A 3142-nucleotide genomic window follows, 5' to 3' on the forward strand; every position below is an offset into this window, starting at 1 on the left:
GAGCGAAGCCATCGTATCGGAGATCACGGGGTTTTCCACCCACGACGGCCCCGGCATCCGCACCTCGGTGTTCGTGAAGGGCTGCCCTTTGCGCTGCCTGTGGTGCTCCAACCCCGAGACGTGGACGAAAAAGCGGCAGCTGTTCTTCCACGCGGCGCGCTGCCAAGGCTGCGGGAGGTGCGCGGGGGCGTGCCCCGAGGGCGCGATAGACCCCCGCTTTGGTCGCCCCGTCGACCGGAGCGCCTGCACCCGCTGCTTTGCCTGCGCGGACGTCTGTCTGCATCGGGCGCTCGAGGTGTCCGGCACCAGGCTCACCGCCCAGGAGGTGTTCGAACGTGTGGAGCGCGACAAGCCCTTCTACGGCGCGGCCGGCGGCCTCACGCTCTCAGGCGGCGAGCCCCTCAGCTCGCCCGAGTTCACGCGCGAGCTGTTCGGGCTTTGCAAGGCAGCCGGCATCTCCACGGTGCTCGACACCACCGGGTTCGGATCGGAGGAGGACTTGGCCGAAATCCTCAAGCTCACCGACCTCGTCCTGCTCGATCTGAAGCACATGGACCCGAGCGAGCACGAGCGCCTCACCGGGGTGTCCAACAAGACGGTGCTCGCCAACGCCGAGCGCATAGCGGCCACCGTCGACGTCCGCGTTTCGTTTCCGCTCGTACCGGGCGAGAACGACTCCGACGAGAACCTGGAGGCCACCGCCGCGTTCTGCGAGAGGCTGGGGGTGGAATGGGTGGACGTCAACCCGCTGCACGCGCTTGGAGAGGCGAAGTACCAGGGCCTTGGGCTGCCCTCCCCTTACGAGGGGCTGCGATCCCCCTCGCCCGAGGAGGTCGCCCGCGCCCGCGCCGTCATGGAGCGGCACGGCCTGCGAACCACCGTGGGCCGCATGATGTGATCGGCTAGCGCGGCCCCGCGCCGCGAACCGAATAGGAAAGGCAAGCACAGAGAGAAAGGCGAGGAACCATCATGGCAGATCTGACTACCGAGTTCTTGGGCTACAAGCTGAAGAACCCCGTCGGCGTGTCCTCCTGCGACTTCGGCGAGACGAAGTGGGAGGCCCAGCACGTCATCGACCAGGGCATCGGCTGGCTCACCGGCAAGACCATCCACAAGATCGACGGTCCCCATCGCTGGCCCCGCCCGTTCTTCTACCCGCTCAAGCGCTTCAGCAACGACTTCAAGGACACGTGGGTGTCCTCCCAGATGTTCTCGAAGATCCCCTACGACGAGTGGATGAGCAAGGAAGGCCCCGCCATCGTCGACCTGTGCCGCAAGAACAACGTCATGTACATCGGCTCGGTCAACGCGGCCGGCATGGACCCCGACAACTGGATCCCCATCCTGAAGGACATGGAGTCCATCGGCGTGGACGCCATCGAGCTTGACACCGGCGGCCCGCACGCCACGTTCGGCGCGGTGAAGTCGCAGCTTGACTGCGGCGCCCCGCAGGCCATGGATCCCGAGAAGTCCGGCGCCATCGTGAAGATGTGCGCGGAGGCCGTGGACATCCCCGTCATCTTCAAGGCCACGCCCCAGTGCGTGAACCAGGCCGCCGTGTCCCACGCCGTCGTCGAGGCCGGCGCCGCGGCCATCACGGCCAACAACACCTTCTACGGCACCTGGATCGACCCCGAGGCCGGCGAGTTCTACGGCGGCCCCTACGCCGTGGGCTTCTCGCTCGGACGCATCTTCCAGCCGTTCTCGCTGGCCAAGGTGCTTGAGACCACAGCGTCCATCAAGGGCTTCCCGGTCATCGGCGTGGGCGGCATCGGCACGTGGGACGACTGCGTGCGCTACATGATGGCTGGCGCCCACATCGCCGGTTTGTGCTCGCTTGTCTACAGCCGCGGCGTCGGCATCCTGGGCAAGTGCATCGAGGGCATGAGCGACTTCATGGACCGCAAGGGCTACAAGCACACCTCCGAGTTCATCGGCAAGGTCGTCGACGACTTCGGCTACGTGCGCGACTGGCCGCGCGAGGAGATCATGTCCCCGGTGTCGCCCATCATCCCGAAGTTCGACTACGACAAGTGCACGGGCTGCGGCACCTGCGCGAAGCTGTGCCCGTACTTCGCCATCGAGATGAAGGACGGCCTGCCGGTCCTCGACGACGAGCACTGTGCCGGATGCAGCTGGTGCATGGGCTACTGCCCGCAGTACAAGGATCCGGTCATCGACATGGTGCGTCGCGACAACGGCACCCAGGTTTGGGACGGCCACGGCACGCATCGGAAGTGGTACATCGAGAAGGCGTAAACCCGCCGCGACCGCAGCTTGACCGAAGCCCGCAACGGCCCCTGCGGCCCAAGCGGGCTTCGCCCCTATCCGACCCGAGAAAACGATTGGAGGACGCCGATGGCAGCACGGGAATTCACCGACCGCGAGGTGTCCGGCGCGCCCAGCACGCCGCGCGTCGAAAAGCGCTACCACGACCTTTTGAACGAGGAGGCCTACATCGACTCCGAACGGGCCTGCCTGTACACCGAGTACATGAAGGAGCACTGGAACGAGCCCCTCTACATCCGCGCGGGCGGGGCGCTCAAGCACGTTCTGTCCAACCTCACGCCCAAGATCTGGGACGACGAGCTTATCGTGGGGTCGCAGTCGCGCTACTTTCTGGGCACGCAGGTCTATCCGGAGTACGAGACGTGGATGCTCGAGGGCTTCAAGGACATCAAGCGCGAGGAGGAGGCCTACATGGAAGGCACCCTCCAGAAGAAGGAAGGCGACCGCCTGGGCATCTACCGCATCCATCCCGAGGACAGCGCGAAGATCCTTGAGGTGGCCACGTTCTGGGAGGGCAAGGACTGGCGCAGCCAGGCCGAGGCCGTGCTGAAAAGCACGGTGCCCGACTTCGACAGCGTGGAGATGATGCAGGCGCAGCTGCTGTTCTTGCGCTTCATGTTCGACGTGCCCGAGGGCCGCGTGATCGCCGACTACCAGAAAGTCGTCGACTTGGGCTGCAACGGGCTTATCGAGGTGTGCCGCGGGCACCTGGCCAAGATCGGCCAGCCGCTCGACGCCAAGGCGTACGACCTTTACAACTTCTACCAGGGCACCATCCTCGCCCTCGAGGGCGTCATCGCCTTCGCCAACAACTACGCCGACGAGGCCGAGCGCCAGGCCAAGGCCTGCAAGA

At 65.6% G+C, this 3142-nt stretch carries 3 protein-coding genes; all 3 read left to right on the top strand.

What is annotated here, in order from left to right:
- The coding region (locus tag ACWKY3_RS09560; protein WP_449316176.1) for a glycyl-radical enzyme activating protein at positions 1–898 on the top strand (898 nt) is incomplete at its 5' end.
- A gap of 71 nt (positions 899–969) precedes the next feature.
- Complete coding sequence (locus tag ACWKY3_RS09565) at positions 970–2259, top strand: 4Fe-4S binding protein (RefSeq protein ID WP_449316177.1); 1290 nt, start codon at positions 970–972, stop codon at positions 2257–2259.
- 99 nt (positions 2260–2358) lie between these two features.
- Positions 2359–3142, top strand: a 784-nt coding sequence (locus ACWKY3_RS09570; RefSeq protein ID WP_449316178.1) for a pyruvate formate lyase family protein, incomplete at its 3' end; no start/stop codon positions are given.

Source organism: Rubneribacter sp., from assembly GCF_965361815.1.